Annotated in this window: 28 protein-coding genes; 9 read left to right on the top strand and 19 right to left on the bottom strand. The window is 64.0% G+C overall.

Annotated features, from left to right (window positions below; all coding sequences use genetic code 11):
• Window positions 1-28 precede the first annotated feature (28 nt).
• Complete coding sequence (locus BMX67_RS05250; protein ID WP_090733071.1) at window positions 29-1,528, bottom strand: CoA-acylating methylmalonate-semialdehyde dehydrogenase; 1,500 nt, start codon at window positions 1,526-1,528, stop codon at window positions 29-31.
• A gap of 102 nt (window positions 1,529-1,630) precedes the next feature.
• Between BMX67_RS05250 and BMX67_RS05255 the strand changes: the two genes are divergently transcribed.
• From BMX67_RS05255 to BMX67_RS05270, 4 genes are all read left to right on the top strand, one after another.
• Complete coding sequence (locus tag BMX67_RS05255; protein ID WP_090733073.1) at window positions 1,631-2,515, top strand: LysR family transcriptional regulator; 885 nt, start codon at window positions 1,631-1,633, stop codon at window positions 2,513-2,515.
• 83 nt (window positions 2,516-2,598) lie between these two features.
• Window positions 2,599-3,060, top strand: a complete 462-nt coding sequence (locus BMX67_RS05260; RefSeq protein ID WP_090733074.1) for a CBS domain-containing protein — start codon at window positions 2,599-2,601, stop codon at window positions 3,058-3,060.
• An 87-nt stretch (window positions 3,061-3,147) separates the two neighbouring features.
• Window positions 3,148-3,639, top strand: a complete 492-nt coding sequence (gene coaD / locus BMX67_RS05265) for a pantetheine-phosphate adenylyltransferase (RefSeq protein ID WP_090733076.1) — start codon at window positions 3,148-3,150, stop codon at window positions 3,637-3,639.
• A gap of 70 nt (window positions 3,640-3,709) precedes the next feature.
• Window positions 3,710-4,540: a DUF2189 domain-containing protein gene (locus BMX67_RS05270; RefSeq protein ID WP_245739208.1), complete on the top strand. Its 831-nt coding sequence runs from the start codon at window positions 3,710-3,712 to the stop codon at window positions 4,538-4,540.
• Here the strand turns inward: BMX67_RS05270 and BMX67_RS05275 are convergent.
• The 9 genes from BMX67_RS05275 to pyrC all read right to left on the bottom strand — a co-directional run bounded on the left by BMX67_RS05275 (window position 4,537) and on the right by pyrC (window position 13,693).
• The gene (locus tag BMX67_RS05275) at window positions 4,537-5,256 is read right to left on the bottom strand and encodes an SDR family oxidoreductase (RefSeq protein ID WP_090733078.1); all 720 of its coding nucleotides are present in this window, start codon (window positions 5,254-5,256) and stop codon (window positions 4,537-4,539) included. The genes BMX67_RS05270 and BMX67_RS05275 overlap by 4 nt on opposite strands.
• A complete protein-coding gene (locus BMX67_RS05280) occupies window positions 5,253-5,519 on the bottom strand; it encodes a hypothetical protein (RefSeq protein ID WP_090733080.1) in 267 nt (88 codons plus the stop codon). Before BMX67_RS05280 ends, BMX67_RS05275 begins: the two co-directional genes overlap by 4 nt.
• 72 nt (window positions 5,520-5,591) lie before the next feature.
• Entirely contained in the window at window positions 5,592-6,095 is a 504-nt protein-coding gene (locus BMX67_RS05285) for a bactofilin family protein (protein ID WP_090733081.1), read from the bottom strand.
• Window positions 6,085-7,383: a M23 family metallopeptidase gene (locus BMX67_RS05290; RefSeq protein ID WP_245739210.1), complete on the bottom strand. Its 1,299-nt coding sequence runs from the start codon at window positions 7,381-7,383 to the stop codon at window positions 6,085-6,087. The genes BMX67_RS05285 and BMX67_RS05290 overlap by 11 nt, the downstream gene beginning before the upstream one ends.
• 181 nt (window positions 7,384-7,564) lie before the next feature.
• Window positions 7,565-8,962, bottom strand: coding sequence for a helix-turn-helix domain-containing protein (locus BMX67_RS05295; protein ID WP_090733083.1), 1,398 nt, complete (start codon window positions 8,960-8,962; stop codon window positions 7,565-7,567).
• Between the two features lie 148 nt (window positions 8,963-9,110).
• Window positions 9,111-10,301, bottom strand: a complete 1,191-nt coding sequence (locus tag BMX67_RS05300; RefSeq protein WP_245739212.1) for a multidrug effflux MFS transporter — start codon at window positions 10,299-10,301, stop codon at window positions 9,111-9,113.
• Between the two features lie 71 nt (window positions 10,302-10,372).
• On the bottom strand, window positions 10,373-11,860 hold the full coding sequence (locus BMX67_RS05305) for a replicative DNA helicase (protein ID WP_090733086.1): 1,488 nt from the start codon (window positions 11,858-11,860) through the stop codon (window positions 10,373-10,375).
• A gap of 121 nt (window positions 11,861-11,981) precedes the next feature.
• Entirely contained in the window at window positions 11,982-12,653 is a 672-nt protein-coding gene (locus BMX67_RS05310; RefSeq protein ID WP_090733087.1) for an orotate phosphoribosyltransferase, read from the bottom strand.
• On the bottom strand, window positions 12,653-13,693 hold the full coding sequence (gene pyrC, locus BMX67_RS05315; RefSeq protein ID WP_090733088.1) for a dihydroorotase: 1,041 nt from the start codon (window positions 13,691-13,693) through the stop codon (window positions 12,653-12,655). The genes BMX67_RS05310 and pyrC overlap by 1 nt, the downstream gene beginning before the upstream one ends.
• A 243-nt stretch (window positions 13,694-13,936) precedes the next feature.
• On the opposite strand from pyrC, the gene BMX67_RS05320 reads away from it, so the two are divergent.
• Window positions 13,937-14,146 (top strand): antifreeze protein, encoded by a 210-nt coding sequence (locus tag BMX67_RS05320; RefSeq protein WP_245739214.1) that lies wholly within the window; start codon window positions 13,937-13,939, stop codon window positions 14,144-14,146.
• Between the two features lie 63 nt (window positions 14,147-14,209).
• Entirely contained in the window at window positions 14,210-14,962 is a 753-nt protein-coding gene (locus BMX67_RS05325; RefSeq protein WP_090733091.1) for an SDR family oxidoreductase, read from the top strand.
• A gap of 51 nt (window positions 14,963-15,013) precedes the next feature.
• On the opposite strand, the gene gap is transcribed toward BMX67_RS05325, so the two are convergent.
• From gap to purB, 4 genes are all read right to left on the bottom strand, one after another.
• The gene (gene gap / locus BMX67_RS05330) at window positions 15,014-16,015 is read right to left on the bottom strand and encodes a type I glyceraldehyde-3-phosphate dehydrogenase (RefSeq protein ID WP_090733092.1); all 1,002 of its coding nucleotides are present in this window, start codon (window positions 16,013-16,015) and stop codon (window positions 15,014-15,016) included.
• A gap of 114 nt (window positions 16,016-16,129) precedes the next feature.
• Window positions 16,130-16,273, bottom strand: coding sequence for a hypothetical protein (locus BMX67_RS19525; RefSeq protein ID WP_175479823.1), 144 nt, complete (start codon window positions 16,271-16,273; stop codon window positions 16,130-16,132).
• Between the two features lie 47 nt (window positions 16,274-16,320).
• Window positions 16,321-17,328 carry a FliG C-terminal domain-containing protein gene (locus tag BMX67_RS05335; protein ID WP_245739216.1) on the bottom strand — a complete coding sequence of 336 codons (1,008 nt, stop codon included), beginning with the start codon at window positions 17,326-17,328 and terminating at the stop codon, window positions 16,321-16,323.
• 90 nt (window positions 17,329-17,418) lie between these two features.
• A complete protein-coding gene (gene purB / locus BMX67_RS05340) occupies window positions 17,419-18,732 on the bottom strand; it encodes an adenylosuccinate lyase (RefSeq protein ID WP_090733094.1) in 1,314 nt (437 codons plus the stop codon).
• Between the two features lie 223 nt (window positions 18,733-18,955).
• Here purB and BMX67_RS05345 point away from each other — a divergent pair, with 223 nt between their 5' ends.
• The 3 genes from BMX67_RS05345 to BMX67_RS05355 are packed head-to-tail and all read left to right on the top strand — an operon-like array spanning window position 18,956 to window position 20,838.
• Window positions 18,956-19,486, top strand: coding sequence for a hypothetical protein (locus BMX67_RS05345; protein ID WP_217645788.1), 531 nt, complete (start codon window positions 18,956-18,958; stop codon window positions 19,484-19,486).
• Window positions 19,487-19,498: 12 nt separating this feature from the next.
• Entirely contained in the window at window positions 19,499-20,491 is a 993-nt protein-coding gene (locus BMX67_RS05350) for a YihY/virulence factor BrkB family protein (protein WP_090733098.1), read from the top strand.
• Between the two features lie 8 nt (window positions 20,492-20,499).
• Window positions 20,500-20,838, top strand: coding sequence for an SMR family transporter (locus BMX67_RS05355; RefSeq protein WP_090733100.1), 339 nt, complete (start codon window positions 20,500-20,502; stop codon window positions 20,836-20,838).
• Here the strand turns inward: BMX67_RS05355 and BMX67_RS05360 are convergent.
• The 5 genes from BMX67_RS05360 to hisC form a co-directional block, all read right to left on the bottom strand.
• Window positions 20,835-22,532 (bottom strand): peptidoglycan -binding protein, encoded by a 1,698-nt coding sequence (locus BMX67_RS05360; protein ID WP_090733101.1) that lies wholly within the window; start codon window positions 22,530-22,532, stop codon window positions 20,835-20,837. The two genes, BMX67_RS05355 and BMX67_RS05360, sit on opposite strands and share 4 nt — an antisense overlap.
• Window position 22,533: 1 nt before the next feature.
• Window positions 22,534-23,883, bottom strand: a complete 1,350-nt coding sequence (locus BMX67_RS05365; RefSeq protein WP_342707902.1) for a hypothetical protein — start codon at window positions 23,881-23,883, stop codon at window positions 22,534-22,536.
• An 84-nt stretch (window positions 23,884-23,967) separates the two neighbouring features.
• Window positions 23,968-24,525 (bottom strand): gamma-glutamylcyclotransferase, encoded by a 558-nt coding sequence (locus BMX67_RS05370; protein WP_245739217.1) that lies wholly within the window; start codon window positions 24,523-24,525, stop codon window positions 23,968-23,970.
• A 68-nt stretch (window positions 24,526-24,593) separates the two neighbouring features.
• Complete coding sequence (locus BMX67_RS05375) at window positions 24,594-25,520, bottom strand: prephenate/arogenate dehydrogenase family protein (protein ID WP_090733102.1); 927 nt, start codon at window positions 25,518-25,520, stop codon at window positions 24,594-24,596.
• Entirely contained in the window at window positions 25,517-26,611 is a 1,095-nt protein-coding gene (hisC, locus tag BMX67_RS05380) for a histidinol-phosphate transaminase (RefSeq protein WP_090733104.1), read from the bottom strand. The genes BMX67_RS05375 and hisC overlap by 4 nt, the downstream gene beginning before the upstream one ends.
• Window positions 26,612-26,627: the final 16 nt, after the last annotated feature.

Below are 26,627 nucleotides of genomic sequence, written 5' to 3' on the forward strand. Positions count from 1 at the left end.
CCCCTTCCGGGCAGTCATCCGGCCCGGATCAGTCCATGGCCTTGAAGTTGAATTCGCCACCTTCCTTGATCCCCGAGAACCAGCGCTGGGTCACGGTTTTCGTCTTGGTGTAGAACCGGAAGGCGTCGGGGCCGTATTGGTTCAGGTCGCCAAAGGCCGACTTTTTCCAGCCGCCAAAGCTGTAATAGCTGAGCGGAACCGGGATCGGGAAGTTGATGCCGACCATACCGACATTCACACGGCTGGCGAAATCGCGGGCGGTGTCGCCATCTGCGGTATAGATCGCGGTGCCGTTGCCATAGTCGTTATCCATGACCAGCTGCAGGGCTTCGTCATAGCTGTCGGTGCGGACGGTCGACAGGACCGGGCCGAAAATCTCTTCCTGATAGATCCGCATGTCGCGGGTCACGTTGTCGAACAGGCTGGGGCCGGTGAAAAAGCCGTTCTCATAGCCCTGGATCTTCAGGCCACGGCCATCGACGACCAGCTTCGCGCCTTCTTCGACGCCCGATTCGATCAAGCCCTCGATCCGGTCCTTCGCGGCCTGGGTGATGACCGGGCCGAAATCGACATCATCGCCCGAGGTGTAGGGCCCGACCTTCAGCGCCTCGATCCGCGGAACCAGCTTTTCGATCAGCGCATCGGCGGTCTTCTGACCGACCGGCACCGCGACCGAGATCGCCATGCAGCGTTCGCCCGCCGCACCGAAACCGGCACCGACCAGCGCGTCGGCGGCCTTGTCCAGATCGGCATCGGGCATGATCAGCATGTGGTTCTTGGCACCGCCAAAGCACTGCGCACGTTTGCCGTTCGTGGCCGCGCGACCATAGATATACTGCGCGATCGGGGTCGAGCCGACAAAACCGACGGCCTGGATTTCGGGATGATCCAGCAGCCCGTCCACGGTTTCCTTGTCGCCATTGACGACCTGCAGAACGCCATCGGGCAACCCGGCCTCTTGCGCCAGCTTGGCCAGCATCAGCGAGGTCGAGGGTACACGCTCGGACGGTTTCAGGATCATGGCGTTGCCCGACACCAGCGCCGGACCCATTTTCCACAGCGGGATCATGGCGGGAAAGTTGAAGGGCGTGATGCCGGCAACGACACCCAGCGGCTGACGCATGGCATAAAGGTCGATGCCCGGCCCGCCATTGTCGGTGAATTCACCTTTCAGCATGGCGGGCGCGCCCATGCAGACCTCGATCACTTCCAGACCGCGCTGCACATCGCCGCGGGCGTCGGGCAGGGTCTTGCCATGTTCAAGGCTGACCAGCTCGGCCAGCTTGTCCATGTTCTCGTTGATCAGCTGGCCCAGCTTCATCATCACGCGGGCGCGGCGCTGCGGGTTGGTGGCAGCCCAGCCGACCTGCGCGCGGGCGGCGCTGTCGATGGCGGCGTTCAGTTCGTCCGCGGTGGCCAGAGCGACGCGGGCCTGCAATTCGCCGGTGGCGGGGTTGTAGATGTCGGAATAGCGACCCGATTTGCCGGCGACTTCCTTGCCGTCTATCCAGTGGTGAATCTCTTTCATTGCATCCTCCTTGCAGCGGTTGTGGTGAACATAGCCTTGCGGAAATGCCGCCGAAAGAGGAAGGATGACAAAAGCGTTTTGCAAAAATGCAAAGGTGACGGCATGGATTGGGACGATCTGCGCATCTTTCTGGCGGTCGCGCGGGCCGAAAGCCTGTCAGGCGCGGGGCGGCGGCTGAACATGGACGCCTCGACCGTGGGGCGCAGGGTCGCGCGACTGGAGGCGGCGGTCGGCGCGGCGCTGTTTGCCAAGACGCCACAGGGCTATGCGCTGACATCGGAGGGGGGGCGGCTGATCGCACCCGCCGAGGCCGCCGAAAAGGCCGCCGCCGCCGCATCCGAGGCGACGCGGCGAGAGGCGGGGATCAGCGGGCAGTTGCGGATCGGTGCGCCGGATGGCTGCGCCAATTACCTGCTGCCGCAGGTGGCGCAGAAAATGTGCGAAACCCATCCCCGGCTAGAGGTGCAGATCGTATCCCTGCCGCGGGTCGTGAACCTGTCCAAGCGCGAGGCCGACATGGCCATCGCCGTGTCGCCCCCCGATACCGGGCGGCTGACAGTGCAGCGCCTGACCGATTACCGCCTGCATCTGGCCGCGCATCGCGACTATCTGGACCGGCACGCCCCGATCACCGAACTGGACGATCTGCGCGGGCATCGGATGATCGGTTATATCCCCGACATGATCTATGACCGCGAACTGGATTACCTGTCCGAAACCGGGATCGAGACCGCGCAGATCAGCTCGAATTCCGTATCGGTGCAGATGCAGGCGATCCGGGCGGGTGCGGGGTTGGGCATCGTGCATGATTTCGCGATCCCCTTCGCGGCGGGAGTGCGGCGCGTGCTGACGGATCGGATTTCGCTGACCCGCAGCTTCTGGCTGCTGCGTCACGCCGATGACCGCGCGTCGCGGCGCCTGACCCTTCTGGCCGACCAACTGGCGCAGGGGCTTCGGGCCGAGGTCGCCCGGCTTGAGGCGCTGTAATCCGCCGCAGCCCTTCGTCAGGCTTGACCTGCCCGCGGATCGGGAAAAAGATGAACCCAATCAAGCCGGAGAGGAGTCTTGCCATGCTGGTCAATCAATTGCTGTCGATGAAGGGTCACTCTGGCAAGCCGGGTGTGGAATCGCAGACCATCATCACGATCAATCCCGATGCGACGCTGGCCGAAGCCGTGGCGCTGCTGGCGGAAAAACGGATCGGCGCGATCGTCGTGTCCACTGATGGCAAAAAGCCCGACGGCATCCTGTCGGAACGCGATGTCGTGCGCCAACTGGGTGAAAAGGGCGCTGATGTCCTGTCCACCCCGATTTCCCAGGTGATGACCACCAATGTCCAGACCTGCCACACCAGCGAGGACGCACTGACCATTCTAGAACGCATGACACAGGGCCGTTTCCGCCATTTGCCGGTGGTCGATGACAATGGCGACATGCTGGGCGTGATCTCGATCGGGGATGCGGTCAGCGGGCGCCTGTCGGAACTGTCGGCAGAAAAAGATGCGCTGACCGGCATGATCATGGGGAATTGACGGTCGGCAGATCGGACCCAAAGTCTTGCAATTCACGGGCAAATCGGTTTTGCCTTCCGCTGCGACCATGCAGAAGGAATATCGACCATGCGTATCGGCCTGTATCCCGGCACGTTCGATCCGATCACGCTTGGGCATATCGATATCATCCAGCGGGCAATGGCGCTGGTGGATCGACTTGTGATCGGGGTGGCGATCAATCGCGACAAGGGGCCGCTGTTCGATCTGGAAGATCGCGTCGCCATGGTTCAGGCCGAATGCGATGCGATCGCCGCCCGCACCGGCGGCGAGATCCTGGTTCACCCGTTCGAGAACCTGCTGATCGATTGCGCCCGTGACGTGGGCGCGACGATCATCGTGCGCGGCCTGCGTGCCGTGGCCGATTTCGAATATGAATTCCAGATGGTCGGCATGAACCGGTCGCTGGATGCCAGCATCGAGACCGTGTTCATGATGGCAGATGCGCGGCGGCAGGCCATCGCCTCGAAGCTGGTCAAGGAAATCGCCCGCTTGGGCGGCGACGTGTCGAAATTCGTCACCCCCGATGTACGCACGGCGCTGATCGCCAAATACAACTGACAGCAAGATTGCGCGGGTCGCGAAACCGCCCTAACCTGATCTGCGAGCGCGCATGTCAGGGAGGAGCCACGTGACCCGACCCCCGTCTTCTGCTGCGCCGCAGTCACCCCGCAGCGCCTTGCCCGGCCCCGCGCCGGATCAGCCCGACGACATTCCGCCGGTCGCGCGGATCGGCTTTGCCCAGATCCGTCAGGCCTTGCAGGCCGGATTTCGTGATTTTCGTCGCGCGCCTGCCTTTGGACTGCTGTTTTCGGCCTTCTATGTCGCCGGCGGGCTGGTCCTGACGGCGGTCGCGCTGGCCTCGGGGCAGGAATGGTGGCTGATGCCCTTCATCGTGGGCTTTCCGCTGATCGCACCCTTCGCGGCGACCGGCCTTTACGATGTCAGTCGCCGGATCGAGGCGGGGCAGCCCCTGTCATGGCCACATGTGATCCGCGTCGTCTTTGCCCAGAAGGACCGGCAATTGCCGTCGATGGCCATGGTGATCCTGTTGCTGTTCATGTTCTGGGTCTTTGTCGCGCATACCGTCTTTGCGCTGTTCATGGGGGTTTCGTCGCTGACCAATATCACAAGCTCGGCCAAGATGCTGTTGCAGGGCAGGGGGGTGTTGATGCTGGCTGTCGGCTGCGTGATCGGCGCGGGTTTCGCGGGCTTTCTGTTCGCGGCCACGGTGGTCGGCCTGCCGTTGCTGATGGATCGCGAGGTGGATTTCATCACCGCCATCATCACCTCGTTTCAGGCGGTGGCGGCCAATCCGGCGGTGATGCTGGTCTGGGCCGCGCTGATTGCGGGGCTGCTGTTCGCGGCGATCCTGCCCGCATTTCTGGGACTGTTCGTTGCGCTGCCGGTGCTGGGTCATGCCAGCTGGCACATGTATCGACAGTTGCTGCCCGATGCCTAGCCGCGCCCGATAAAGGGCATTTTCGTGGCCATCACGGTCATGAACTGCACATTCGCACCCTTGGGCAGGCGGGCCATGTGCAGAACCGAGTCGGCCACCGTTTCGACCTCGATCATCGGCTCGGCCTTGGGGTTTCCGGCGGCGACCTGTTTCAGCAGGTCCGTTCCGGCATTGCCGATATCGATCTGTCCGCAGGCAATGTCGAACGCCCGCCCGTCCAGCGACAGGCTGCGTGTCATGCCGGTCACCGCGTGTTTCGAGGCCGTATAGGCGATGGACCCGGCCCGCGGCGCATGGGCCGAAATCGAGCCGTTGTTGATGATCCGACCGCCTTGCGGGGTCTGCCCGCGCATCGCGGCGAAGGCCGCGCGGGCGCAGTGAAACATCCCCGTCACATTGACCGCGATGACTTGGGCAAAATCATCCGGCGCAACCTGATCGGGCGTCGCGGCATTCATCCCGCGTCCGGCATTGTTGAACAGAATGTCCAGTCGACCCCATTCCCGCATCGCCTTGTCGAATGCCGCGTCCACGGCGGTCGCGTCGGTCACATCGCAAGGCAGGACCAGCGCGTTCGCGTGACCCTGCGCGCTGTCTTGCAGGCTGTCGCGATTGCGGCCCAACAGCCCGACCTGCCATCCCTGTTGCAAGAACAATCGTGCGGTCGCGCGACCGATGCCGCTGCCTGCGCCGGTGATCAGGATCGTCTGGCTCATGCGGTGGCGCCCCGAACATGCTGTATCTGCGGACCCAGCCCGTCGATGCCCAGGTCAACCTTCCAATCGGCCACGGTGGATTTCTTGGGCAGATTCAGGTCATCATCATGGCTGGCGATGTGGCTGGTCCATTTGGGAAAGGCCAAGGGTAGGGCTTCGCCTGCAAGGTCGGGAATACCGGCCGGCAGGTCGCGCATCTGTTCGTCGCGATCCAGAAGTTCGGGCCTTTCCTGCCCCTTCGGCCCATGACGCAGCATTTTCATTGATCCACCCTTTGTCGTGCAGACATGAAAAAGGCCCGCGCAAGGCGGGCCTGTCAAGACGGTGGCAGAAGGTCACTCGCCCGACGGAGGGGCCAGCTTTTTCGTGCCGCCATTGGCCAGCGGGTCTTCCTGACGCTGAACCGAACCCTCGAAATGGGCACCGGATTCGATGGCGATGGTCTTGTGGATGATGTCACCCTCGACCCGCGCGGTTGCGGTCAGGCGTACCTTCAGGCCACGGACGCGGCCGACCACGCGGCCATTGACGATCACATCGTCGCCCATGATTTCGCCCTTGATCGTCGCGCTTTCGCCGATGGTCAGCTGATGGGCGCGGATATCGCCCTCGACCGTGCCTTCGATCTGGATGTCGCCATCGGTCTTGATGTTGCCGACCACAGTCAGGTCCGAGGACAGAACCGAAGGCGCGGCGCGCTTGCGCGGCATGCCGGGCGCCGGGGGCGCGTCATGGCTGCGTTCGGGGGTGGTTTCGGGTGCAGGGGTGGTTTCCGATTGCGCCCCGCCGGCAGTGGCTTGCTGGGGACGATTTTCGGTCACGCGGGTCTTACTGAACATTGCTGGCTGCCTTGATGAAGCTCATCGGATCGACGGCCCGGCCGTTCATGCGAACTTCGTAATGAAGATGCGGCCCGGTCGAGCGTCCGGTATTCCCCATATCACCGATCCGCTCGCCTTGCGACACCCTTTGGCCGGCCTTCACGCGAATGCGGGACAGGTGGCCATAGCGGGTTTCGGTGCCCAGCTCATGCTTGATCTTGATCAGGTTGCCATAGCCGCTTTGACGGCCGGCGAATGTGATGACGCCGTCGCCCGTCGCATAGATCGGCGTGCCGACAGGGCCCGCCATATCGACGCCCTCATGCATGCGACCCCACCGGCGGCCGAAGGGCGAGGTCCAGCGGAAACTGTCCAGCACGGGCATCGCCAGCGGCAGTTTCTCGATCGCGATGCGATAGGTGTTCATCTGGTCCAGCGTGACGATGACCTTGTTGGCCTTGGTTTCGCCTTGGCTGAGGGCGGCGTCGCCACGGGTCGAATAGCTGATCGGGTTTAGCGGGCCACCCTGACCTGAATAGCCCTTGCGGATCGTGGTCAGAACATCGTCCGGGTCCATGCCGACCGAACGGAAGACCTTGTCCAGCGGCTCGATCGAGATGCTGACGGCATCTTCCAGCTGGGTCAGGATCTGGTCGTTGCGGGCGATGATCTGATCACGCTCGACCTGAAGTTCCTGCGCCGCAAGCTTGGCCTCTTCGGCTTCCTTGCGGGCCTGACTGCGGTCGGTCGCCGTGTTGCGCAGCTCGCCGGACAGGATGTCCAGCGCCACGGCAAATTCTTCGGAACGGTCGGTCGAATCACTGTCCTGCGCCTCGGCGGTCTGCTGCTTTGCCGTGTCGCGTTCGGCGATGGCGTCACGCAGGGTCGATTGCACGACCTTCAGACCCCGTTCCAGCTCGCGCCGCTCTTCCTCGGATGCCAGCAGTTTGGACTGCATTTCCGACACCTGATCCAGCGCCACGGTAAAGCGGTTCTGCGCGGCCAGCGCCTCGGACGCGCGGGCATCGCGTTCCTGCGACAACTCGGCAAGACGCTGTTCAAACGCCGATTGCACGCGCGTCACCTGATCGCGCGAATTGCCCGAACTGACCGCGTCGATTGCAAGGATCGAACTGGCGACCAGGGTCCAGCCGAATACCGTGGTGACCGCACCCAACGCAAGAAGCTGTGTGGCCGGGCGCAGGCGAACAAAGCGCGTCGCATCGTCGGAACGAAGAAAAAGCCGTTTTTCAGGCAACCAACGTTCAAGCGATGCGTTCAGGCTGTTCACAAGGCGTTTCGGCAAGGTCTGTCCCCCGAGGATTCGTGCCGCGTTGGTGCGGTTCGATCTGGTTCCATTTGCCAATGGGTAATAATACCCTGTGCCTTCTTGGCAACAGGCCAGCCGCCTCGCCTGTGCCAAATGGGCGGATACATGCCTTTGCGGGCGGGAATCCGCCGAAATCCGGTCGCCGTTCAAAGAATTTTCATGCAATCTCATAGGGCAAAGGTCCATCGCGGTCAGCGGGGATGCGCAGCGGGCGGTCGATCGGGGGGACCGAACGCTGATGACAGTCGGGGCGCGGGCAGATCCGGCACGAGATTCCGATTGGTTCGAATGCGCGGGGTTTCGTCAGATCCAGCCCATCGGCATAGACCAACCCCTCGGCATGCGCGATTTCGCAGCCAAGGCCGATGGCAAATCGGCGCACCGGCGCGTTATAGGCCCCGGCATGTTTGGACACGTCGCGCGACAATAGCAGATAGCGCATGCCATCCGGCGTTTCGGCCAGCTGGCGCAGGAAACGGCCCGGCTGTTCGAAGGCCTGATGCACGTTCCACAGCGGACAGGCCCCGCCGAAACGGGCGAATTGCAGGCGTGTGGCCGAATGGCGTTTGGTGATCGTCCCCGCCTGATCGACCCGGACAAAGAAGAACGGCACCCCCTTGGCCGCCGGACGCTGCATGGTCGAGAGGCGATGCGCGACCTGTTCCAGCGAGGCCCCGAACAGATGCGACAGGCGTTCAAGATCGTGGCGTTCGGACTGTGCGGCGGCCAGAAAGGCGCGATAGGGCATCAGCGCCGCACCCGCGAAATAGTTCGCCATGCCGACGCGGGCGATTTCGCGCGCGGTGGGGTTGCGGAAACGGGCAAGGTCCAGCGTCGCCTCCAGCAGGTCGGCGCGGGTTTCCAGCGCGACCAGATGCAGCAGCTGAAAGACACGTGTCGCGGGTTCGGCGGCGGCATTCACCAGCAGCATGTCGCCGTCATGGCGGAAGACCGAATTGGCGGGCAGTTCGACCAGCGACACTTTGATGTCGCGCCGGGCCAAGGCCTCGACCGCCAGATCCCACGGATCGCCGCGCAGCCCGTCGGGGCAGGCAAAGCGTTCGGCCGCCCGATCGACCGCATCGATGTAATTGTCGCAATAGTGGAAGAAGTCGCGCACCTCTTCCCACGGGGTCGAGATCGCGTTTTGGCCGACGGCGCCGATGGCTTCGTCCAGCGCGGCAAGGCGTTCCTGTCCCTGGCGGTGGGCGCGGTACAGATCCAGAAAGGCGCGGGCAAGGATCGGCGCATTGGTTGCGGCCAGACGCAGATCGGCCAGAGGCGGGGCCGCATCGAAGACGGGATCGGCCAGCGCCTCTTGCATGTCGATGACCATGCGTTCGGCATCGCCCGCCGACAGCGTCGTCAGATCGACGCCGAACTCCTGCGCCAGCTTCAGCAGCACCCCCGCCGAAATCGGCCGGTGGTTGTTTTCCATCTGCGACAGATAGGGCAGCGAAACCCCCAGACGTTCGGCAAAGCGGCGCTGGTTCAGCCCGACCCGGGCACGGGTTTCACGCAGGGATGTTCCGGCATAGATCTTTTGCGTCGCCATGATGACCTCTTTGCTTTGCAAAGCAGCCTGTAGCCTTTGCAAAGGTATCCCGGCAAGCGCCAAGACGGTGATCAGGACGACCCATATGATCGGCTTTCGCAGCATTCGGCCAGCATGGCGCGAATTGCTTAAGATCCCGTTGCCGGACCTACGGGCGCAGCCCCAGCGCGGATTCGCGGCGCAAAACCCACAGTATGGCCAAAACCGAGCCCGCAGCCGAAGCGACCATGATCACCAGCAGCGGCGTCGCCCCCGAACCCGGTTGCAGCAATGCCCCCGCCAGGGCCGACAGCGCCGCGCCCCCCGCGATGGCAAGCGCGCCGCCAAGGCCGCTGGCCGTGCCTGCCAGTTCGGGGCGCACGCTCATCATCCCGGCATTCGCGTTGGGCAGCACCATGCCGTTGCCCAGCCCCATGAAGGCAATCGCCCCAAAGAAGATCAGCGGGTGGATCACGCCGGCCATGTAGATCAGCAGCGACAGCATCAACGCGACAAAGCAGATGATCGACCCGGTCAGGATCATCCGGTTCATGCCCCAGGACGCGGCAAAGCGGCCAGACAGGAAATTCCCCAGCAGATAGCCGATGGAGGGCGCGGCAAAGTAATAGCCGACCTCGGCCGGCGTCATGCCGAAGACATGTTCGCCCACGAAAGGTGCGCCACCCAGATAGGCGAAGAAACAGCCCGACGACAGCGTGGCCGCCAGGCAATATCCCCAGAACCGGACCGAGCGCCCCAGTTCGGGATAGTTGGCGACCTGCTGGCGCAGGCTCAGACCGCCGCCGCGCACGGTCTCGCCCATATCGCCCGCAGCCGCGACAAGAACCGCAAAGCCCAGAAGGCCCATGATCGCGAAATTGGCGCGCCAGCCGAAGGCCTCGTCGACCACCCCGCCGATGACCGGGGCCATCATCGGGACAACGGCCATTCCCATCGTCACATAGCCGATCATCGAGGCCGCGCGGTCGCCTTCGTACATGTCGCGAACCACCGCGCGCGAGACCAGCATACAGGCCGCGACCGCCGCCTGTATCAGGCGAAACAGCAGAAACATCCCCGCCGTCGGTGCCATCAATGCGCCGATCGTCGCCAGCAGGAAGATCGCCAGCGACCCAAGAACGACCGGCCTGCGTCCGATGCGGTCGCTGATCGGCCCGGCCAGCAGCTGCAACACCGCACTGGCGCCGATATAGGCCGATACGGACAGTTGCATCACCGCGTAATCCACGCCGAAATCCCGCGCCATTCCGGGCAGCGAGGGCAGGAACACGTTCATCGACAGGGCCGAGACGCCCGACAGGGCGACCAGTGTCATCATATGGGGGGCAGTGCGCGGCATGACGGTCCATCGGCGCGACGGCGCCATGCCGCATTAGTAACTTGCGGATTGTGCAAGTCCAGAGGGCGCGATCAGTCCCAGCTGGATTGCCGGTCCTTCGCCAGGTTGCCAAAGCGGGTGAACTGCCCTTCGAAGGCAAGTTCGACCGTTCCGATCGGGCCGTGGCGCTGCTTGCCCAGAATGACCTCGGCCTTGCCGTGGACCTGCTCCATGATCTGCTGCCATTTGGCCATTGCGTCCAGATCGCTGTCCGAAGGCTTTTCGCGTTCGCGATAATATTCCTCGCGGAAGACGAACATCACGATATCGGCGTCCTGTTCGATACTGCCGGATTCGCGCAGGTCCGACAGCTGCGGACGCTTGTCCTCGCGGTTCTCGACCTGACGCGACAGCTGCGACAGGGCGATGACCGGGATGTTCAGTTCCTTGGCGATGGCCTTCAGGCCCTGCGTGATCTCGCTGACCTCGTTGACGCGGCTGTCCTTGGCGGTCGCGGCCTTCAGCAGCTGAAGATAGTCGACCATCAGAACATCCAGACCATGCGTCCGCTTCAGCTTGCGCGCGCGGGCGGCCAGCTGGTTGATCGGCAGGGCGGGGGTGTCGTCGATGTAAAGCGGGCAGTTCTGCAGCGCATGCGCCGCCTCGACAAAGCGGCGGAATTCGCCCTCGTCCATATTGCCCGACCGGATGCGTTCGCTGGGAACCTCGGCGGCCTCGGACAGGATCCGGGCGGCCAGCTGTTCGGCCGACATCTCGAGGCTGAAAAAGCCGACGACGCCGCCTTCGATCGCGCCGACCGTGCCATCGGCACGCTCGCCCTCCTTGAAGGCGCGGGCGATGTTGAAGGCGATATTGGTGGCCAGCGAGGTTTTCCCCATCGAGGGGCGACCGGCTAGAATGATCAGGTCCGAGTTGTTCAAACCGCCCATCTTGCCGTCCAGATCGATCAAACCGGTCGAGATGCCCGACAGCTTGCCATCGCGCTGATAGGCGGCATTGGCGGCCTGAACCGCGCCGGTCACGGCCTTCAGGAAGGACTGAAAGCCGCGCTCGGCCACGCCCTGTTCGCCCAGCTTGTACAGCGTCTGTTCCGCGGCCTTGATCTGTTCCTCGGCATCTTCGCCGACCTCGACCTTCGCGGCGCGGGCGGAAATGTCCTGACCCAGCAGGATCAGTTCGCGGCGCAGGGCGAATTCGCGGATCATCTGCGCATAATCGCGTGCCGCATAGGCCGAGATCGCTGCCCCCGCGAGACGCGCCAGATAGGGCGCACCGCCCAGTTCCTTCAGACCCTCATCGCCTTCCATGAAGGCCTTGATGGTCACCGGGCTGGCCAGCGCGTTCTTGCGGATGCGTTCGGCGCAGATCTCGAAGATGCGGGCATGGACCGGATGATAGAAATGTTCCGGCTTGATCACCTGGCTGACGCGGTCGAACACATCGTTGTTGGTCAGCAGGGCGCCCAGCAATTGCTGTTCAGCCTCAAGCGAATAGGGCACCGTCTGGCTGTCGTCTTCCTGTCCGTCCTGACCCGGAACGATCACGCGCAAGCCGCTCATCTGCCCAATCCCTCGTTTCTTGGTTATTCGATCAGTCTACAGGAAAGACGGGCCGCACGAAATATCGCGCGGCCCGAAATCGGTGTATCAAGCTGTGGATAGCCTGTGGATAAACGCAGCGTCAGCTGTTTGCCGCCTGCCATGCGCGCGGGTTCGACAGGAAGGTCTGCACCTCGTTCAGGGTGGCCTCGTCAAAGGCCTTCTGTTCGCGCGCCTCGGCCAGAACATCCCACCAGGTGCACAGATGATGCAGCCGGACGCCATGATCGGCCAGGCGCTGCGTGGTTTCCGGGAAGATACCGTAATAGAAGATCACAGCCGTATGGCCACAGCTGGCGCCGGTGTCGCGGATCGCATCCACGAAGGACAGTTTGCTGCCGCCATCGGTTGTCAGATCCTCGACCAGCAGCACGCGCTGATCTTCGGTCATGACACCTTCGATGCGGGCGTTGCGGCCATAGCCCTTGGGCTTCTTGCGCACATAGGTCATCGGCAGGCCCAGACGTTCGGCCACCATCGCGGCAAAGGGAATGCCCGCGGTTTCGCCCCCGGCGACATTGTCGAACGCCTCGAACCCGGCATCGCGCATGACGGTCGCGGCCAGAAAATCCATCAGCGTCTGGCGCACGCGTGGAAAGCTGATGATGCGGCGGCAGTCGACATAGGTTGGCCCCTTCAGCCCCGAGGCATAGGTAAAGGGCGTTTCCGCGTTGAAATCCACCGCCTTGATTTCCAGCAGCATCCGGGCGGACAGGCGGGCGATTTCCTCGCGCGTGGGGTAGGGCAGGCTCATCAGTCCTCCAGATGCCAGTAAAGGGGAAAGCCGGGGTCGAAGACGGTGACACTCTCATCCCCGGCGGTGATCGAGGTCGGGTATCGGGCGGGAACATCGCGCTTGGTCAGGCGGATGCGGTCGGCATTGGCGGGCAGGCCGTAGAAGGCCGCGCCATTCAGGCTGGTAAAGGCTTCCAGCCGGTCCAGCGCGCCGTCCTCTTCAAAGACATGGGCTAGAATCGACATCGTGTTCGGCGCGGTAAAGCACCCCGCGCAACCGCAGGGTTGCAGCTTGGCCGCGTCGGTATGCGGCGCGCTGTCGGTGCCTAGAAAGAACCGCGCCTCGCCACTGGTCGCGGCGTCGCGCAGCGCAAGGCGGTGGCTTTCGCGCTTGGCGACCGGCAGGCAGTAGTAATGCGGCCGGATGCCGCCTGCCAGAATGGCGTTGCGGTTGATGACCAGGTGATGCGTGGTGATCGTCGCGCCCAGATCGTCGCCGCCCGAACGTGCATAGGCGACCCCGTCCGAGGTGGTGATATGTTCCATCACCACCCGCAGGCCGGGCGTCGCGCGGCGGATCGGGTCCAGCACGCGGTCGATGAACACGGCCTCGCGGTCGAAGATGTCCACCGATGGGTCGGTCACTTCGCCATGCACACACAGGGGCACGCCCGCTTCGGCCATCGCCTCAAGCACGGGGCGCACGCGGTCGAAATCGGTCACGCCGCTGGCGGAATTGGTGGTGGCACCGGCCGGATACAGCTTGACCGCGCGGATGATGCCGTCCCGATGCGCGGCGATCACATCGGCGGGATCGGTGCCATCGGTCAGATACAGCGTCATCTGTGGCTGCAGCGGCGCGCCCTTGGGCAGGGCGGCAAGGATCCGGTCGTGATAGGCGGCGGCCTGCGCGCCCGTCACCACCGGCGGCACCAGATTCGGCATGATGATCGCGCGGCCGAAACCGGCAGAGTGCGGGGCCACGGCCGACAGCATCGCGCCATCGCGCAGATGCAGGTGCCAGTCGTCAGGGCGGCGGATGTCAAGCATGTCGGTCATGCCCGCCTTAATACACGGCCCGCCGTGCTTGCCAAGCGGTCGGCGCGTGAAATCACGGGGGCTGTGCGAAAGTCCTACTTGCAGTGATGGGTCAGGGGGAACACACTGCCATTTTGTTCGTTCTTGCCGTGGGCGAGGATGATCGGCAGCAGGATATTAAGAATGATGGCACCGAACCCTATGCGGATTTGGGCGCAGATGGCCAGAATTGCGATTGATTCCCAATTGGTTATCGGAATGAGAATGGCTGGCATGATGGGCGTGGTCGCCCAGTCCCCCGGCGAACCGTTTCGCATGGTCGCCGAAAAACAGGCCGCGGCCTCCGAGTCGCTTTTTGCCATGGCCCAGGCCGCCAGTCGCGGTGACAGCGCCGATCGCGTCATGTCGGCGGCCCTGCGTCCCTACAGCAAGCGCACCCGTGCGAATTCGCGTCGCCTGACCCGCAAGGGCTGATCGGCCGGGAACAAGATCCATGCTGGCCGGTTACTTCGTCACGGTAGCACGGGGGACAGGACGGTGAAGACGGCGATTGTGACCGGCGGTGCGCAGGGCATCGGCAAGGGCATCGTGCAACGGTTGCGCGGCGATGGCTGGCGCGTTGCGGTGCTGGATCTGGACGCCGAGGCGGTGCAGGAACAACAGGCCGAGGATCCCGCACTGCAAAGCATGACGGTCGATGTCGGGAACGAAGATCAGGTCAGCGCCGCATTCGACAGGATCCGCGACTGGCTGGATGGCGCGGGGCTGAACCTGCTTGTGTCGAACGCGGGGCCCGCGAATCCGGTCGGTAGCCCGATCGAGGATCTGTCCCTGCAAGATTGGCGCAGGTGGCAGGACGGGCATCTGACAGGCGCGTTCCTGATGGTGCGGGGCGCGGTGCCCCTGTTGCGAGAGGCGCGCGGCAGCATCGTTCTGATGTCATCGACCCGCGCCTTGCAATCCGAACCCGACTGCGAGGCTTATGCGGCCGCGAAAGGCGGTCTGACCGCGATGGCGCATGCGCTGGCGATCAGCCTTGGTCCCGACATCCGCAGCAATTGCATTCTGCCCGGCTGGATCGAGACGGGCCCTTGGCAAAAACGCGCAACGCGACAGGATCCCCGGCATTCTGATACCGACCATGCGCAGCATCCCGTGGGGCGCGTAGGTACCCCCGACGATATTTCCGCGCTGGTGGCCTATCTGGCCTCGGACGAGGCGGGTTTCATCACCGGCCAGCAATTTGTTGTCGATGGCGGCATGACCCGCAAGATGATCTATGCCGAATGAAAAACGGCGAGGGGAGCCCCCTCGCCGTCTTACATGTTCCTGATCGGTCGATCAGAGCAGCTTGCCCATGGCGACAGCCGTATCCGACATCCGGTTCGAGAAACCCCATTCGTTGTCGTACCAGGTCAGGATGCGGCACATGCGGCCCTCCATGACCTTGGTCTGATCCATGTGGAAGATCGAGCTGTGGGGATCGTGGTTGAAATCGGTCGAAACCAGCGATTCCTCGGTATAGCCAAGGATGCCTTTCAGCGGACCATCGGCCGCGGCCTTGATCGCGGCGTTGATTTCCTCGACCGACGTATCGCGGGCGGCTTCGAAGGTCAGGTCCACGACCGAGACATTCGGCGTCGGCACGCGGATGGCGACGCCGTCCAGCTTGCCTTTCAGTTCCGGCAGCACCAGGCCGACGGCCTTGGCGGCACCGGTCGAGGTCGGGATCATCGACAGCGCGGCGGCGCGGGCGCGATACAGATCCTTGTGCATCGTATCCAGCGTCGGCTGATCGCCGGTATAGCTGTGGATGGTGGTCATGAAGCCGCGGCTGATGCCGATGGCGTCGTTCAGGACCTTGGCGACCGGCGACAGGCAGTTGGTGGTGCAGCTTGCATTCGACACGACCAGATCATCCGCGGTCAGCGTGTCGTCATTGACGCCGAACACGATGGTCTTGTCGGCGTTCTCGCCGGGGGCCGAGATCAGGACGCGCTTGGCGCCGGTCGACAGATGCGGCTGGCATTTGTCCTTCGAGGCGAAGATGCCGGTGCATTCCATGATCACGTCGATATCGCCCCAGGGCAGGTCGGCGGGATTGCGGATCGCGGTGACCTTGATGGGGCCGCGGCCCACATCGATCGTGTCGCCCGAAACGGTGACGGTGGCCGGAAAACGGCCATGCACGCTGTCATAGCGCAGCAGGTGGGCGTTGGTTTCGACCGGACCCAGATCGTTGATGGCCACGACCTCGATATCGGTGCGACCCGATTCGACGATGGCGCGCAGCACGTTGCGTCCGATACGCCCAAAACCGTTGATGGCGACTTTGACTGCCATGGTTCTTCTCTCCCGACCAGATGACGTTGCGCAATGCTCTAGCGTGGCGGGGCGGCTGATGCAAATGCCCTCTGCCATCGGTGCGCGGCAGGGGCGCCAGGCGTGACGAATTCGTCAGCGCCAGAAGCTGACATGTTCGATCAGCCCGTCCATCGCCTTGCCCAGGATGACCGGCAGCCCAAGATGCAACCACAGGGCGTCCGCCGCGAAAATCGCGACAATCAGAAGGGCAAGGGTCAGGGCGATCTGGTTGGTCATGCTGGGCCTTTGCCCCTGAATAGCGTGGTCACTGCGGGATCGGCAAGTCAGCCCAGCTCGTCATCCGTGACAAGCGGGACAAGGGTCAGATCGCCCTGCGATTCAAGTCGGCGGATGGCCGCGACCAGTTCGTTGCCGGCGGCCTCGACGTCGCGAAGGGCAACCTTGCCAAGGCCCTCGATCTCTTCGCGCAGGCCGTCGGCCATCCGTTGCGACAGATTCGACAGGATGAAATTCGCGGCCTCGCCTTCGGGGCCCGAGGTCGAGGACAGGGCGCGTATCAAGACGGCCTGGTCAACCTCGCGGGTGATGCGCGGCACATCGCGGGGTTCGACGCGGGAGGGAATATGGGCAAAGATAAAGATCGCGCGTCGGACGCCGCCCGCGAAACCTGCATCCTCACGTTCCAATGAATCCAGCACGTCGTCGCGCAGCTCGGCCGTGGCGAAGTTCAGGATCGCCCCCATGCGGTCGCTGGCCGGGGTGGCAAGACCGGGCCGGGGCAGCGCGTCGGCAGCCTGCAACAGGACCAGCCCGACCCGATGCAGCGCGGCGGGGCTGACCTCTCCCGTCAACGACATCGCCTGCGCGACGGTCCGTGCCCGGTCCCGCGACAATTCCGTGAACAGCGCCGATGCGACCGGGACCGGCAGTTTCGACAGCATCAGCGCGATCAGTTCGACCGATTCGGAATTGGCCAGCGCCAGCAGGCTTTTCTGGGGAAGTTCGGCAATGCGCGCCCAGGGATCGCCCTTGCCTGACATGGCGGCGATGCGGCGCAGGTGATCGGTACTGTCAGCCGACAGTTTTCCGCCCAGCATGGCCAGCGTCCCGTCCAGATTTCCCGGGAATGTGACGCCGACCGATTCCAGCCGGTCGCAGAATTCGGTGATGACGGCATCGCGTGTCTGACGGTCGATCAGTTCCATCCCGGCCATTTCTTCGGCCAGCAGGTTCTGGGTCGCGCTGTCCAGCTGGTTCAGCCGAACCTCATCTTCGTCATCCAGAAGAAGGCGGACGATTACGGCCGCCTTCTGTCGTTGTGTCAAAGCCATCTGCACCATCGTCATGCCCGCATCGTTTTCCTTCGATCACCGGCAATCTGGCACAGCATCCTTAATGCGGGTTTACGCCCGCATCGGGAATTACAGAGGATTTGATTCAAAAACCCGGCGGAAGATCGTGTCGACATGCTTGGTGTGATAGCCAAGGTCGAATTTCTCTTCGATCTGCGCCGGGGTCAGCGCGGCCGTCACTTCGGCATCGGCCAGCAATTCCTCTTTGAAATCCTTGCCCTCTTCCCAGACTTTCATCGCGTTGCGCTGAACCAGGCGATAGGAATCCTCGCGCGATACACCGGCCTGCGTCAGCGCCAGAAGCACCCGCTGCGACATGACCAGGCCTTTGAACTTGTTCATGTTGGCCAGCATGGTTTCGGGATAGACGACCAGCTTGTCGATGACGCCCGCAAGACGGTTCAGCGCAAAATCCAGCGTGATCGTCGCGTCAGGCGCGATGCCGCGTTCGACGCTGGAATGGCTGATGTCGCGTTCGTGCCACAGGGCCACGTTTTCCATCGCCGGAATTACGGTCATGCGGACCAGGCGCGCCAGACCGGTCAGGTTTTCGGTCAGGACCGGGTTGCGCTTGTGCGGCATCGCGCTGGACCCTTTTTGGCCGGGGCTGAAGAATTCCTCCGCCTCCAGAACCTCGGTGCGCTGCATGTGGCGGATCTCGATGGCGATGTTTTCCATCGACGAGGCAATGACGCCAAGCGTGGCAAAGAACATCGCGTGGCGGTCGCGCGGAATGACCTGCGTGCTGATCGGTTCGGGGCGCAGACCCATCTTGGCGCAGACATGTTCTTCGACCGCCGGGTCGATATTGGCGAAGGTGCCCACCGCACCCGAGATCGCGCCGGTGGCGATTTCGGCCCGTGCAGCCTGCAGCCGGGCCTTGCCGCGGGCCATTTCGGCGTAAAAGCGCGCGAAGGTCAGTCCCATTGTGGTCGGTTCGGCATGGATGCCGTGGCTGCGGCCGATGCGGACGGTGTCCTTGTGTTCATAGGCGCGCTTTTTCAGCGCGGCCAGAACCTTGTCCATGTCGGCCAGCAGGATGTCGGCGGCGCGGACCAGCTGGACGTTCAGCGTGGTGTCCAGCACGTCGCTGCTGGTCATGCCCTGGTGGACGAAGCGGGCCTCGTCGCTGCCGACATGTTCAGCCAGATGGGTCAGGAAGGCGATCACGTCATGCTTGGTGACGGCCTCGATTTCATCAATCCGGGCGACGTCGAACTCGACATCCTTGGCCTTCCAGACGGCATCCGCGTTTTCGCGCGGAATCACGCCCAGATCGGCCTGGGCGTCGCAGGCATGCGCCTCGATTTCGTACCAGATGCGGAATTTCGTTTCCGGCGACCAGATCGCGGTCATCTCGGGGCGGGCATAGCGAGGGATCATGGCAGGCTCCTTGTCGTTGCGGCGGGCATAGCCGCAGCGCGGCGCGGGGGCAAGTTTTCGGTGGCATGGTGCGCGGCAACGTGGAACATTCGCCGCGATTACGGGGTTGTGAAGCCAACAGAAACGATCAGCCGGAGGCAGAACCATGCAGCGCGATCCTGAATTGCAGCGCGCAGGCGGGCCAGACGCCCCTTTTTCCAGCCGAATCCCGCCCTCGGGCCCGATGTCGCCCGATGGACGGCGGGTCTGGCCGCGCCCCTCGCTGACGGCAAGGATCGTGGTCTGGGGGGGCGTAGCAGCCGCGACGGCTGCGGCCACGGCGGGTGCGGTGATCCTGGGCCGCGCGGCGGCCAATGCGCTGGCGGCGGATGATCCGGCCCCGCGGCGTGTCGATCCAAGGACGCCGCGCGATCCGGCGACACTGGCCCCGCGCTTTGCCGAACTTGACGAGGACGCGCGCGAAGCGGTGCGCAGGCGGGCCCGCGAACGCGCCCGCGCCCAGATGCAACGCGATCGCGCAGCCCGTGTGCGTGCGGCCGAGCGCCGCAATATTGTCGGTGATATCACCGAAAGCGCGGTCGAACTGTCGGGCAGTCTGAACAGTGTCGCCGCCGCGGTGGATCGGGCATTCGGCAGCTTTCGCAGCGTGGCGGCGCAAAGTTCGGCGATCATTGCAGAGTTCGGCGCAGCCGCCGACCTGATCCGGGAAACGGCACGACCCCGCGCCGCTTCCGACCAAGATGAACAGAAGTAACGGCAGGATCGTGTGACACAGACAAAGCGACCGGGAATTGCGCAGGCCTTGTTTGGCGATCTGGATGAAAAGACGCGGCGGGATTACGGCCTGCCGGGGTCGCAACCGGGGCAGGGGGCACCGAGAGCTGCCCCCACGGCGCTGCGCGACCTGACCCCCCGCGATTGGCTTGGTGTGGCCAAGGGCACGGCCCGGCAGGTCGGCGCCGATCGCGTTTCGGCCGTGGCGGCGGGTGTGACCTTCTTTGGTCTGCTGTCGCTGTTTCCCGCGATCACGGCCTTCGTGTCGCTGTATGCCCTTGTCGCCGATCCCGGCACCATCGCGCGGCATCTGGAAATACTGGCCAGCCTGATGCCCGCCGGGGCGTTGGACATCATTCGCGGTCAGGTCGAGGCGATTGCAGCTTCGCCCACGAACGCCCTTTCGGTTGCCGGGATCGGCGGTCTGCTGATCGCCTTCTACTCCGCGAATGGCGGGATGAAGGCGTTGCTGAGCGGGCTGAACGTCGCCTTTTTCGAAAATGAAAGCCGCGGCTTCATCAAGCTGAATCTGGTCGCCATGGCGTTTACGGTGTCGGGCCTGCTGTTGATCGCGCTGATGATGGGGGTCATCGCGGTGATCCCTGCGGTTCTGGCCTTTCTGCCGATGGCCGAGACCAGCGAGAAGCTTATCGCCGCGCTGCGCTGGCCTGCGGTCTTCGTCGTGCTGGTTCTGGCGCTTGCGGCGATCTATCGCTGGGGTCCGTCGCGGCGGATGACACGCTGGCGCTGGATTTCGCCGGGGGCGATCTTTGCTGCGGTCGGCTTTGTCGCCTCGTCTTACCTGTTTTCTTGGTATGCGGCGAATTTCGCGGATTACAACGAAACCTATGGCTCGCTGGGGGCGGTGGTCCTGCTGATGATGTGGCTATGGATCAATGCCACTGTCGTTCTGATCGGGGCCGAACTGAACGCCGAACTGGAACGTCGGTTGAAATTCAGGCAGGCTGCGCCCGACGAAAGCTGAGGATTCCCATGATACCCGCACCCTATCTGGCCCTGATCGGGGCCATCGGCCTGGAGGTGGTCGGCACCTCGCTGCTGCAACGGTCAGAGCAGTTCACCCGCCTGTTGCCGACCGTCGGCATGGCGCTGTGCTATCTGGCCAGTTTCTATCTGTTGTCGCTTAGCCTGCGCGTCCTGCCCCTTGGCATCGCCTATGCGATCTGGAGTGCGCTCGGCATCGTCCTGGTCGCGACGATCGGCCTGGTGGTCTTTGGGCAGAAGCTGGATCTGCCCGCCGTGATCGGGCTGATCCTGATCGTCGCCGGGGTCGTCGTCATCAACCTGTTCTCGCGCAGCGTCGGGCATTAACGCTCGGTCAGCTTCAGCTCGATCCGGCGGTTCTGGGCGCGCGTTTCCGCGCTGTCGCCACGGGCCACCGGGCGGGTGTCGGCAAAGCCCGTCGGCGCCAGACGCTGCGCCGGAAAGCCCAGATCCTGCGTCATATAGCGTACCACCGCCAGCGCGCGCGCCTGACTTAGTTCCCAATTGTCGCGATACCGGCCGGTGCCCGATAGCGGGGTGCTGTCGGTATGCCCGTCGACGCGGATAATCCAGTCGATTTCATCCGGGATATCGGCAGAGATGTCCGACAACATCCGGGCTACGTTTCCGACCTGCTGGCGACCCTCGGGGGACAGCGTCGCCTCGCCGGGGGCGAACAGCACTTCGGATTGAAACACAAAGCGGTCACCAACGACGCGCACTCCTTCGCGCCCCGAAAGGATCTGTGACAGCCGACCGAAGAATTCCGACCGATAGCGGGCCAAATCGCGGGCCTCTTCTTCGGCCCTGGCGCGGGCCTCGGCTTCCAGTTGCAGGCGCCGTTCCTTTTCTTCGGTTGCGCGCAGCAGGGCCGCGTTCAACTGCTGACCCAGTTCGGCGACACGCAATTCGGCCTCGTCCTGTTCGTCGCCCGCGGCGTCCAGCAAGGCCTGCAACGAGCCCAGTTGCGCGGTCAGCGAGGCGACCTGTTCATTCAACAGGGCGACACGCTGCTGACTGTCCTGAGACAATTGTTCCTGCTGGGCCAGTTCCTGCCGTGCCGTCGCCAGCAACGCGGCCTGGCGTTCGGCGTCGCTGGCCTGATCCTGCGCCTCTTGTGACAGGCGATCCTGTGCCGATTGCGCGGCAGCCAGCAGGGTCAGGGTTTCCTCGGCCTGTTTGCGACTTTCCTCCAAGGACAGCGTCATGGCGGTCAATTCGCTGTCGGCGCTTTGCAGACGGTCGCGCAGCGCCTCTGCGGCGGCTGCCTCGGCAAGCTGGGCAGCTTCGGCTTCGGACAATTGCGCCGTGGTTCCGGTCAGCTGGGTCTGCAGATCGGCATTCTGTCGCCGCAGATCGGCGGTCATCGCCTCAAGCGCCTCGCGGCGGGCGGCGGCAAGGCGGGCCTGTTCCTCGGCCGCGTCGGTTTCCTGTCGTGCGGCCGCGACCGCCAGTTCGGCGGCGGAAGCGCGATCACGTTCGGTATCAAGCTGTTGTTCAAGCGCGGCTTGCCGCGATTGCGCCTGCGCCAGATCGACCTGCCGCGCGGCCATCAGGGCGGCAACCTCGGCCTCGAAATCGGTCAGCCGACTGCGGGCCTGTTCCAGATCGTCGCGGCTGCTGTCCAGCTGGTTCGACAGCCGCGTGATCCGCGCGGCGCGGTCGCGGGCCTGCGCGTCCGCATCGGCCAGATCCTGTTCCAGCCCGGCCTGAACCTGCGCCTGCCTGCCCAATTCGCCTTGCAGATCAGCCTCGCGATCCTCGGCGGCGGTCAGCGCCTGACCCAGCGCCGCGACCTGCTGGCCCAATGCATCCAGCCGCGTTTCCTGCTGCGAAAGACGCTGTTCCTGGTCCAGGATCGTGTCGTCCTGATCGGTGATCCGTTCGCGCAGGACCGATTGCACGACCATGAAGATCGTCAGCACGAACATCAGCACCATCAGCAGTGCCGTCATCGCATCGACGAAACCGGGCCAGATCGTCGAGGAAAACCGGTTGGACGAGGCGCGGTTCAGGGCCATCCTAACCGTCCTGCCGCGGCGGGATGGGCGGATCGGTCAGCAGATCGTCGCGGAACGGATCGTTGAAACGGGCGGCGCGCACCGCGCGGGTCAGCACAAGGATGTCCGAACGCAGCTCGGCCACCATTTCGTCGCGGCCCTCGTTCAGGCGATGGACCAGCCGGTCAATCGACTGTTCGACACCGGACAGGTCGGGGCCTGACATGCCACGCGCCTGTGCCATCTGCACCAATTGTTCCTGCCCCTCGGCCATGCGGTTCAGCGAATCCGTCAGCGTGGCCCATCGCCCCAGCGAGGCTTCACGTTCCTGTTCGCTGCGATGGACCAGCGCCTCGATCGCCTCGGCCATGACGACGGTCCGTTCATCGGCCATCGCCGCGGCCTCGTCACGCATGGCGTCGCGTTCGGCGTGAAACTGTTGCAGACGTTCCATATGCGCGGCCATCTGTTCCATGAAGCCGGACATCGCGGCCTGATCGATGCCGTCACCTTCCGAACCCGCAAGGCTGATGCGGGTAAAGCCGGACAGCCATTCCTCCAACTCGCGGTAAAAGCGGTTCTGACCGTGGGTGACGAACAGTTCCAGCAGGCCCACGACCAGCGACCCCGCCAGACCCAGCAGCGAGGATGAAAACGCCGTCGCCATCCCGCCCAGCTGCGCCTCAAGACCCGACATCAGCTTGTCAAAGACCTGCAAACCGGTTTCGCCCTCTTGCGGGGCAAGCGCGCGGATGGTTTCGACAACGGCCGGAACTGTGGTTGCAAGCCCGTAGAAGGTTCCCAGAAGTCCAAGGAAGATCAGCAGGTTCGACAGGTATCTTGTGATGTCGCGCAGCTCGTCGATGCGGGTCGCGACCGAGTCGAGGATCGAACGTGCCGACCCGGTCGAGATGACGCCCCCCACCGGGCCGCGCGTGCCCAGCAATGCCGCCAGCGGCGCCAGCAGGCGCGGTGGCACATCGCCGTCATCGGCACTGCGCGCCGCAACGCCCTTTTCGACCGCGCTGCGGCGGCGCCGGGCAAAACGCTCGATCCAGCTGACCGAGCGGATCAACTGGCCGACCTGCCAGAAACAGGCCAGCACACCCAGCGCAAAGACCGCCAGAATCAGCCCGTTCAGCCACATGTTCGCCATGAAGATCGGCAGGATGCGGCCATAGGTGACCCAAGCCCCCGCCAGCACCAGCCCAAGCACCGTGACCATCATCAGGATCTGCCGGACAGGCTGCGAGAAATGCGGCTGACTGGGCATGTCGACCGCGGTCGCGCGCATGGCCCTGATCCGGCGGCTGGGCAGGGTCAGGCGGTCGTTGCGGTCGTCTGGCTCATGGCCGTTGCTGTGATCGCTCAAATCAATGCCAATCCGTTGCGCTGCGCTGTCGGGGCCAAGTGTAGGGTGCCGCCAACAACTTGCCAAGCAAACAGAAAGATCGCGTTAATTTCCGAACCCGTGATTGCCCGCGATCAGACGGCGCACATCGGCGGCCAGATCCTCCAGCATCGCGTCGGGCAGCCCGATCTGCGTCAGATGTTGCGTCGTGTTGAACAGATATTCCGCGTTCGGGCCGCGTCCGCCATGCGCACGGGCGATGATCCGCGCCTGTTCGCGCACGCACAGGCCGCCCGCATATTGGTCATGATCGGGGCGCATCACATAGGTCACGGCCTGCACCTCGCGCCCGTCTTCCAGCTGCAAGGGAACATGCGTTTCGCGATAGGCATGGGTAATCAGTTCGCGGGCCCGCAGATAGGCGGCCACTTTCGTGGCCTCATCCTCGGCGACGCGCATGGCAAGACCCTGGCAATGGCTTCCCGGCGCCTCGTCCAGGCCCAGGACAAGGCCCGGCACCTCTTCGGTGCCGCGGTAATGGGTCGACAGCAGGCAGAAACTGCGGGAATAGCCGTCAAGCCGCGCCTTGACGGATTCCACCGGCACGAAACCGGGATCCCACATCAGCGATCCATAGCCGAAAACCCACATCTGCTGTGTCATGCATCCATCCTTTCCGTCCCTGAAATTTAGGGCAGGGCGGGGCGGGATGAAAGGGCCGCGACGGTGCGTCAGCTGCCCCTTGCGCCGGGGGTGCGGCCGAAATCGGGGGCATCGGTGTCCTGACCGGCATCGATGATGCCCCGGCGGATCGCGCGGGTGCGGGTAAAATAATCGTGCAATTGCTGGCCATCACCCATGCGGATCGCCCGTTGCAGCATGAACAGCTCTTCGGTGAAGCGGCCCAGAATATCCAGTGTCGCCTCTCGGTTATGCAGGAACACGTCGCGCCACATCGTCGGGTCGCTGGCCGCGATACGGGTGAAATCGCGAAAGCCCGCGGCCGAATACTGAATCACCTCTTCATCGGTGACGCGCCGCAGATGGTCGGCCACGCCAACCATCGTATAGGCGATCAGATGCGGCGCGTGGCTGGTCACGGCCAGCACCAGATCGTGATGGCCCGCCTCCATCCGGTCGGTCTTGGCACCCATCGCGACCAGCAGGCGGTTCAGCCGGTCAAGCGCGTCCGGATCGGTGTCGGGCAGGGGGGTCAGAAGCCACCAGCGGTTCCGGAACAGGCTGGCAAAGCCGGCCTTGGGCCCGGAATGTTCGGTCCCGGCCAGAGGGTGGCCGGGGATGAAATGGACATGTGCGGGCAGGTGCGGCCCGACCGTGTCGATCACATCCTGCTTGACCGAGCCGACATCGGTGATGATCGCGCCGGGTTTCAGATGGGGGGCGATCCGGGCAGCAACATCACCCATCGCGCCGACCGGGACGGCCAGCACGATCAGATCCGCATCGGTGACGGCATCCGTCACGCTGTCGCAGACACGGTCGCACAGGCCGATCTCGCGCGCGGTGTCGCGGGTGGCGGCGCTGCGGGCAAAGCCGGTGATTTCGCGCGCAAGCCCGCCTTCGCGCATCGCATGGGCCATCGACCCGGCGATCAGGCCCAGACCGATCAGGGCGACACGGTCGAAGATCACGCTCATGCCCGCGCCCTTTCACCGGCCATGAAATCGGACAGGCATGCGACCACGCGGCGGCAGCCGGCTTCGTCGCCGACGGTGATGCGCAGCCCGTCGGGCAGGCCATAGCCCGCGACCCGGCGCACCAGGATGCCCGCATTGCGCAGTGCCTTGTCGGCAGCCTCGGCCTGTGCTGGGCTGGCGAAACGGGCCAGCAGAAAGTTCGCGTGGCTTTCATCGCAGGCAATGCCCATCTGAACGAATGCGTTGCGCATCCAGTCGCGCCATCTGGCGTTTTCGGTGGCACAATGGCGCGTGAAGTCCACATCGCGGATGGCGGCTTCGGCGGCTTCCATCTGTGCGTTCGACAGGTTGAAGGGCTGGCGAATGCGGGTCAGCACCTCGATGATCTGGCGGCTGGCATAGCCCCAGCCGATGCGCAGCCCGCCCAGACCGTGGATCTTGCTGAAGGTGCGGGTCATGATCACATTGGGGTGGCGATCGACCAGCGACGCGCCGCCGTCGAACCCCTCGGCGAATTCGGTATAGGCCCCGTCATGGACCAGCAGCACATGATCGGGCAGGTCGCTGGCAAGGCGCTGCAGCTGATCGGCGGGTAGCATGGTGCCGGTGGGGTTGGCCGGGTTCGCGATAAAGACGATGCGGGTCCGCGGGGTCACGGCGCCCAGGATCTGGTCGATATCGACGACGCGATCCCGCTCGGGCACGGTGACGGGAACGGCCCCGACCATCCGGGCCAGGATCGGATACATGGAAAAGCCGTGCTCGGTGGTGATCACCTCGTCGCCCGCCGCCGCGTAGGATTGCACGATGAATTGCAGAACCTCGTCCGATCCGACGCCACAGATGATCCGTTCGGGATCAAGGCCATGCACCTCGCCGATGGCACGCCGCAGCGGGGCGTGATCGGTCGCGGGATAGCGATGCAGCTGCGTGGCGGCGGCGGTGAAGGCCGCCTGCGCCGCAGGGCTGCATCCCAGCGGATTTTCGTTCGAGGACAGCTTCAGGACATCGGTCTGGCCCGACAGCGTGCTTTCACCGCTGACATATAATGCGATGTCCATGATGCCCGGCTTGGGTGCGATCTGCGTCATTGCCACCTTCCTTTGT

This window comes from Paracoccus homiensis (genome assembly GCF_900111675.1).
In the GTDB taxonomy this organism is placed as follows: Bacteria; Pseudomonadota; Alphaproteobacteria; order Rhodobacterales; family Rhodobacteraceae; genus Paracoccus; species Paracoccus homiensis.